The sequence below is a fragment of the uncultured Campylobacter sp. genome (genome assembly GCF_938030785.1).
Classification (GTDB): domain Bacteria; phylum Campylobacterota; class Campylobacteria; order Campylobacterales; family Campylobacteraceae; genus Campylobacter_B.
Map to the genome: position 1 here is coordinate 1 of NZ_CALHIK010000184.1, position 7,893 is coordinate 7,893.

General features: G+C 50.5%; 7 protein-coding genes. All 7 read right to left on the minus strand.

What is annotated here, in order from left to right:
* Window positions 1-665, minus strand: a 665-nt coding sequence (locus Q0438_RS10545) for a universal stress protein (RefSeq protein WP_299190718.1), incomplete at its 3' end; no start/stop codon positions are given.
* A gap of 20 nt (window positions 666-685) precedes the next feature.
* Window positions 686-2,800 (minus strand): polyribonucleotide nucleotidyltransferase, encoded by a 2,115-nt coding sequence (locus Q0438_RS10550; protein WP_299190720.1) that lies wholly within the window; start codon window positions 2,798-2,800, stop codon window positions 686-688.
* Window positions 2,790-3,482 carry a phosphoribosyltransferase family protein gene (locus Q0438_RS10555; protein ID WP_299190722.1) on the minus strand — a complete coding sequence of 231 codons (693 nt, stop codon included), beginning with the start codon at window positions 3,480-3,482 and terminating at the stop codon, window positions 2,790-2,792. Before Q0438_RS10555 ends, Q0438_RS10550 begins: the two co-directional genes overlap by 11 nt.
* A 17-nt stretch (window positions 3,483-3,499) precedes the next feature.
* Window positions 3,500-5,698, minus strand: coding sequence for an LPS-assembly protein LptD (locus Q0438_RS10560; protein ID WP_299190729.1), 2,199 nt, complete (start codon window positions 5,696-5,698; stop codon window positions 3,500-3,502).
* A 49-nt stretch (window positions 5,699-5,747) separates the two neighbouring features.
* A complete protein-coding gene (locus tag Q0438_RS10565; RefSeq protein ID WP_299190724.1) occupies window positions 5,748-6,185 on the minus strand; it encodes an RDD family protein in 438 nt (145 codons plus the stop codon).
* Entirely contained in the window at window positions 6,182-7,441 is a 1,260-nt protein-coding gene (purD, locus tag Q0438_RS10570; RefSeq protein WP_299190726.1) for a phosphoribosylamine--glycine ligase, read from the minus strand. Before purD ends, Q0438_RS10565 begins: the two co-directional genes overlap by 4 nt.
* 242 nt (window positions 7,442-7,683) lie before the next feature.
* Window positions 7,684-7,893: uroporphyrinogen-III synthase (locus Q0438_RS10575; protein WP_299190728.1), on the minus strand; the 210-nt coding region annotated here is incomplete at its 5' end.

Below are 7,893 nucleotides of genomic sequence, written 5' to 3' on the forward strand. Positions count from 1 at the left end.
TTAACGTCGTGCAGCGCCAAATAATCGCTTATTCGGCGCTTCGTTTCGGGGATGCCCTCTTGGAGGTAGTGGTTTGCGGTGATGACGGTGACGGACTTGGCGCGCTGCAAAAGCTCCAGCCAATTATCAAGAGCTCGCGCCGAGGCCGCAGTGCCGGTAAGCGAGACTAAAATTTTATCCGCCTTAAACTCCTGCAGCTTGCGCGGTATGACAATGCAAGGCTTGCCGCTTTTGGTGACCGCCGCCTCGAACGTGCCGGTGATAGAGCCCGTAGGCGGCACCGAAACCAGCACCAAATCGCAGTATTTGGAGTATTTCTCCACTAGCTCGGAGCGGATGCCCACCATATGCCTCAAAGCGGCGCTATTTGGGACGTGATCGTCGTCGTTTTGATCCAAATCGAGCTTGGCGCATTCGGCGTCGAAGATCGCCTTGATCTCCTCGCGCTCAGCCCTCATCTCATCGCCCGCAGATTTTAAAAATTCCTCCATCAGTACGCCGCCTTTTAGCGTCATACGGACATTATAGATCATCTTAGGATCGAGCTGGCACGCCATTATGTTTATATGCGTACCGAAAAATTTATTCACGAGCAGCGCTCCGTGTATGCGCTCGGCTAGCTCCTCGCCGCCGCCGATAGGGAAAAAAATCTTTTTAAGCTGCATCTCATACTCCTATTAAAATTTTAAGCTAATTCCAGTGAAATTTTAGTGCCTTTCTGATCAGTCACGCGCACTCGCACCACATCGCCCGCCTTGTAAGGCGTCGTGATAAATTTAGCGCGCAGCAGCCCATCCACGCCGTCTCGTAGCGAGATGAATGTACCGAAATCCAGCACGCTTTGCACCACGCCGTCAAACTCCTCGCCGATCTGAAATTTTACCTCTTTACGCTCATTGCGCGGCTTGCGAAAATCGCGAGAATTTGAGACTATCGATAAAATTTTATCTTTCGCGCCCGATACGCCGCCCGATTTTGCGCCTTGGATCTTGACCTCGCCCTTTTCGCGATCCAGATCGATATTTACGCCGAAGCTTTCGGTGATCTCTTTGATGACCTTGCCGCCCTGACCGATGATGTCGGGGATTTTGCTCGGATCGACGCTAAAAATTTCAAGCTTCGGAAGCACATCTTCATTTATGACGATCGCTGCGTCCGCCTGCTCCATAAGGCTCAAAATATGCGCGCGAGCCTGCTTTGCCTGTGCGAGAGCTTCTTTTAAAACCTCCAGGCTGATGCCGCCGAGCTTAATATCCATCTGAAGCGCAGTGATGCCCTCGTAGGTGCCCGCGACCTTAAAGTCCATATCGCCGTCGTGATCCTCAAGCCCCATTATGTCGGTTAGTACGGCATGTTTTTCGCCCTCAAAAATCAAGCCCATCGCGACGCCCGCAACGAGCTTTAGCGTAGGCACGCCTGCTGCGCGCAATGAAAGTGCGCCGCCGCAGACCGAAGCCATTGAGCTTGAGCCGTTGCTCTCTAAAATTTCGCTCACCACGCGGATAGACTGCGGCGAGTTTAGATCGATACTCGGGTATAGCGCTCTTTTGGCTAAATTTCCATGCCCCAGCTCGCGTCTGCCGGGGCTTTTAAGCGGGCTTGCTTCGCCGACGCAAAAGCCCGGGAAGTTGTAGTTAAACATAAATCTATCGTTAATCGGCTCGAGCTGCGTTAGGCTGTCGCTTAGCTGCGCATCACTATCGCCGCCCAGCGTGGTAACGACTAGAGCTTGCGTCTGCCCGCGCGTAAATAGGCAGCTCCCATGCGCGCACGGCAGGATATTTGTCTCGATACTGATCGGGCGCACCTCATCTAGCGCGCGTCCGTCGGCTCTGCGGCGATCCTCGATGATCTGCGTGCGGATGATGCCACGCTTATACTTGCCGATGACGCTGGAGATCACCTCTTTGCTCCATTCGTTTTGCGCCGCAGCTTCGGTAGTTAAAATTTGATCCACGATTTTATTTAGCTCGGTAGCGCGCTCGCTCTTTGCCATCTGATTGATCGCCGCTTTAACGGCGTCTTTGTAGTTTGCATCGATAAAATCCGCGATATCCTCATCCTCGATCTCGGGCTTGTACTCTAGGCTCGCATCGGGCTTTTTAAGCGGCAAAAAAGCCTCTTCGTAAGCGTTTGAGCCCGCGCTTATCGCCTTTGCGGCAAAATCGATCGCATCAACCATCAGATCTTCGCCAAATTCATTCATCTGCTGCGCGCCGCCATTAATCTGCGGCAGAGAGCGCATCTCGATCATCAAAAGCTCATCGCCGACGCCGGCTACGTAAAGATCAAGCGCGCTATTTTTAAGCGCAGAGTTACTCGGATTTAAGATGAAATTTCCGTTTTGATAGCCGATGCGGACGCCGCAAACGGGCGCTTTAATCGGGATATCGCTAAGATATAGCGCCGCGGATGCCGCATTAAGAGCGACGACTTGCAGATCGACCTCCGGATCTGCCGATAGCACGTAAACCACAATCTGCGTCGGATATGCATAGCCTTTTGGAAAGAGCGGGCGCAGCGAGCGGTCTATGATGCGGCTCGTTAGCGTCTCAAAATCGCCCGGCTTGGTCTCGCGCTTGATGTAGCCTCCGGGAATTCTGCCCGCTGCGTACATCTTTTCGATATATTGCACGGTAAGGGGCAAAAAGTCCTCCTGCACCTGCGTCTCTTCGCGCGCTACGGTAGCCAGCACGACGGTATTTTTCACACGCAAAAGCACCGCGCCCGCGGCTTGTTTCGCAACTTTGTCGATATCGAAAATTTCGGTATTGCCATTTACTTCAATTTTACACTGCATTAATTTTCTCCTTGTTTTTGTTAGTCTCGTGAAACGGCAGATAAAGCGGACATTTGTTTAAAATTTGCATTATCTCCTCCGCGCTTGAGAGCGTTTTTTCTTTGTAATAAAAATCCACGTTCACAAAATCTCTGATCTTGTGAACGGCGTAAATTCCATCCACCAGCGTAGCGATCTCGTCCGTATTATCGCTGCCGATAACGGGAGTGGCGTAAAAGATCGCTTTGGCGTTTAAATTTACGAGAGTTTTTATGCACGTAAGCGCGGTCAGCCCGCTCTCACACCCCTCATCTACCAAGATGACGTTTTTTTTCTCCAAATTTCCCAAAAGCTCGCCCTTGCGAAATTTATACATATTTTTTAAAATTTTCTCCTCATAAAGTCTATTCGCCTGCCCGTAAACGTAATCCAGGCTAATGCCGAAGCTTCGCACGAGCTCATCTACCATCACGATCTCTTGGGTTTCGCTTACGCACGCGATCGCGCACTCCGGATTATTGGGCGCCAAAACGGGCTCTGTGAATAAAAACTCATAATGAAGTCCCAGCTTTAAGGCAAGATGATTTGCAATAGGAAGCGACTCCAGAGACTGGGCGATTATTAGAAAATTATCGTTTTTTATCACCGTAGCGGGTAAAATTTCTGCGAGTTTCATCGCGGCGTCGATTTGGCTTTCAAACATCAGCTCGGCTCTAGGCGTCATTTGTTTTCGCTCCCGTATTCGCTATCTACCGAAAAATCATACCCCACTCCGCCGAATGGATAGAAATTTACGAGAAAGTAAATTCCGCGCTCCTTGCTTGCTTTGCTATAGCCGGTCGTACTGGTGTTTTTAGGCTCGATATCCTCTTGATAAACGAGGGAGTAGTTCCAGCACTTGCGCGTATGCGAAAGACCGACGCGCCACATCTTCGAATACGAGCGGGTCAGGTCGTAATCCCAGCGGCCGAAAATTTTATTATTTCTAGGCAAATTTACCGAGGCGCTTACGATGGCGTAGTTGTCCTTGGTGTAGCGTTTAGGGTCTAAATTTAACTTTTGATACTCGTAAGCGTGGCCGAGTCCGAAGCTAAAATCCTCGCTGTCGTAGTTGGCGTAGGTATAAACTTTATCGAAGCTCTTGTATTTGTGCGAGTAGGTAAAGCGATTTCCGATATTTAAGCCGTTTGCGAAATACCCGTCGATGCGGTGTTCTAAATCGTCGAATTCATGATCGTCGAAATCATATCGCTGCTTGGCGCTGTGGCGTAAAAATTTACGCCCTTCGTCGTTGTAAAAAAACTGCGTCATGCCCAAAGCCGCGTTTTCGTGGGTGTATTCGTCCTTCAGCTCGCTTAAGAAGTTATCCTCCCAATAAAGCGAATCCTGCATGTCGCCGAGCTTGGAGCGATTGATTGCGCCGCGAGAGAGGTCGTATCTATACTGGTGGTACTTTAAAATTCTATCCTCTATATTGCCCTGCTGCCAGCCCGGAATCCTAAAATCGGCACGGATATTCATCGTGTGATACAGGCTATCATAGGCTCTGGCTACGTCGGTGTAGAGCGAGAGCTCGGTGTATTGATTGGCGTAGAAAGTGCTTTTATCCTCCTGCAGATCGCCGCTTGCAAAATAAAATTTATCGTGCCAGTTTATATCGGTCATATAAACCCGCTCCGTAAAGGCAAAATTTAGATAATCCGCCAGAAACGGCACGTTAAAGCTAACCGGCACGTCAAGCTCATACTGCCTTGCAGTCGCCCCCTGCTGCCTGGTGTAATTACGCATCTTTACGTCGGCCGAGTAGATCAAATTCGGCAAATATATATCGTCGATAAATTTATGATATTGCAGAGTCGGAAGCTCTTGGACGGTATCGTCGTTACGGAAGGTATTATCGGCGTTTAGCTTGCTCGTATCGATGTAGTAGCGTCCGTAAGCGCCGAAATAGTGCTCGTCTGAGGTCAAATAATAATTCAGCCGCGAAGTTACGAGCGAATTATCCGCATCGTCGCTAAGACCGCCCTTTTCCTTCAGATCGTAATACTCCAGATCGTTTAGCTGAGTAAAATCGATCCATAAATTTTCGCGCAGGTCGCCGTCTAGCAGATAGGTCGCAAGCTTGCTGCGATCGTATTGTACTTCAAATCCGTGGTGGCGCTCGTTTTTGTATTCGAGCCGCTTTTGCGCCCGCGAGAAGTTATCGAAGATTCCGCCTCTAATCTCGCCGTAAGAGTACGGAGATTCCGTGAAGCGAAAGGTGCCGTAGGCGCCAAAGCCCCTTCTGCTGCGCATCTGCGGATCAAGCTGAAAATCCCAGCTATCGTAAGGCGCGAAATAGATCGGCTGCTTATAATAGATCCCTTCCTTGCTGATGTAGCCCGCCTCGGGAGGTAGCAGACCCGTGCGACGCGTGCGGTCGGTCGGGAAGCCGAAATACGGCAGATAGAGCACCGGCACGTCGCCCACGTAAAATCTCGGATTGAAAAGATGGAGGAATTTGCTCTCTTTATTAAGCATGCCGCTGCTAAATTTAATACGCCAATCGGGATCGGTGACGTTGCAGCTAGATACGCTGGAGCCCTCCACGCGGTAATACTCGCTATCGCTGCAGCTGGCGTCGTTTTGCATCCAAAGCTCGGAGTCCTTGTCCATCATAAAATTTACGTCGGCTTCCTGCTTGTCGTTTTTCAGATCGATTTTGACGTATTCAGTGCGGGTGGTCTCGCTGCTGCCGCGCATTGCATTGACGTTGCCGAAAAGCTCGATCGTGCCGTTTTGCTCGTCGTAGGTGGCGCGATCTGCAGTGATGAAGTAGTCCTGCGAATACACCGTTACGTTGCCACTAGCCTCCGTCAAAAAGCCGTTTTTCTCGACATTATCTGCTATGAGCTCGACATCTTGGACCTTCGCGCTCATGCCGCCTGTAAGGAGCAGACCGAAGCTAAGGGCTAGAATTTTAAATTTTTTACTCTTTTTCAATCTCTACCACCAATGTTTTCGCCGCCATATCGTGCAGGCTCTGTCGCGAACTCGTAAAAAACGCCACCAAAAACCCCATATAAAATATCGTCTCGCTCAGCACCCGAACCGCCGCGCGGATCGCTGCAGTAGCGATATCCATGTCGCCGCCGCCAGCGCGGACGCAATAAATTTTAACCGCGAGCTTGCCCAGAGACGCGCCGTATAGATAGACGAAAATCGTATGATATAAAAATTTTATCACGACGTACTGCATCAAGAATTTCGACACGACCTTTTGGATCTCGAGGTTGCTTCCGCTCTGCGCCGCAGCCATGATCTCGGACTCGTCGATGACAAGCAACACGATAGTAAAAAGCGTCGCTAAGATGATCTCATCGATACCAAATGCGATTACGCGCTTGCCAAGCGGAGCGATGTTCAAATTTTATCTCTTAAGGCTTGATACGCGATATCGCGCCTATACTGCGCGCCGCTAAATTTTATATTTTCACACAGCGCGTAAGCCACGTCGCGCGCCTGCTTTAGGCTCTGTGCGACGCCCACGCTTACCAAAACGCGCCCGCCGCTAGCGTAAATCTGCCCCTCCCGCTCGCTCACGCCTGCATAGCAGATATGCGCGCCCGCAGGAATTTCGCCCGTCTTGATCGGCTCAGGCTGCGAAGAGCCGTAAGGGTAGCGCTCGCTAGCCATCACGACGCCCACCGCAAATCGCCGCTCTTTTAAGCTTATGCTGCTTAGCTTGCCTACGGCGGCGTTGTATAAAATTTCGCTCAAATTTCCGTCAATTAGCGGCATCAAAACCTCGCACTCCGGATCGCCGAAGCGGACGTTGTACTCCAGCACATAAGGCTCGCCGCCCACGATCATAAGCCCCACGAACAGCACGCCGCAAAAGGGCGCGCCCTGCTGCCGCATCCCTTTTAGCGTAGGTGCTACGATCTCGCTCTGCACTCTTTTTATCAGCGCGGTATCCGCTAGCGGGCTTGGCGCATAAGCTCCCATGCCGCCGGTGTTCGGGCCTAGATCGCCGTCAAGCAATTTTTTATGATCCTGCGCTACGGGCAAGCTTACGAAATTCTCCCCGTCGCAGATCGCAAAAAAGCTCAGCTCGAAGCCCTCTAAAAACTCCTCCACGACGACGCGCTTGCCCGCTTCGCCGAAGCTTTCGCCGCTTAGCATATCCGCAGCGGCTTTTTTAGCTTCATCTTTGGAATTTGCGATGATGACGCCTTTGCCCGCGCACAGACCGTCCGCTTTGACCACGACGCGGCCGTCTAGGGTATCAATAAATTTTGAAATTTCGGATAGATCGTCGCTACTTAGAAATTTTGCGGTTTTGATATGATTTCGCGCCAGAAAGTCCTTCATATAGGCTTTAGAGCCCTCAAGCTTCGCTGCAGCGGCACTAGGACCGAATATCGCGAGACCTTGTGTTTTGAAAATATCCACGATGCCTTTTGTAAGCGGCTCTTCGGCGCCCACGATAGTAAGAGCTACGTCGTTGTTTTTCGCAAAGAGCGCGAGTTCATCAAAATCTTTTAAATCTAAATTTTTACCGAGCACCTTTGTAGCGCCGTTTCCCGGAGCAAAATACAGATTTAAAACGTTTTTATCCTCGCGAAGTCTTAGCCCGATCGCGTATTCTCTACCGCCGCCGCCGATTATTAGGATATTCAATGAAGCCTCCATAACGTAAAAAACCCAAGTGAGCGTTGCGTAAAAAGAATCGGCTCAAACAAAGCCAATCTTGCAACTAGGAAAAATCTCTAGGTCGCAACCCGTAACTTTAAAAAAGCTCGAGCCGAGCCGCGTCACACGGACCTCTCACGTCGTCGCTTATACAAATATGTTGAACCCTCATATAAAACGCTCTCGCTTCACCCAGGCTTGGGCAAAATTATAGTCTAAATTTGCTTAAACTATGGCAAAAGCGCCAAATCGACGCAGGATTTTATCGACATTCTTTCGCAGATTATCGGCTCGCAAAACTCGCTCAAAACGCTCGCCGTCGTCCTGCCGATACAGATCGCCTTGTAGCCCCCGTCCCAGCCGAAATTTGCGGTAAAGCCACGAACGTTTTTAGGCGAGGTAAAAATCAGCGTGCTGCCTTGCGGCGGCTTTGCGGCGGC

Bases quoted from the DNA above. Each gene is read 5' to 3' on its own strand.
- Q0438_RS10555 (WP_299190722.1), bottom strand. From the start codon at position 3,482: ATGTTTGAAAGCCAAATCGACGCCGCGATGAAACTCGCAGAAATTTTA.
- Q0438_RS10560 (WP_299190729.1), bottom strand. From the start codon at position 5,698: ATGAGCGCGAAGGTCCAAGATGTCGAGCTCATAGCAGATAATGTCGAG.
- Q0438_RS10550 (WP_299190720.1), bottom strand. From the start codon at position 2,800: ATGCAGTGTAAAATTGAAGTAAATGGCAATACCGAAATTTTCGATATC.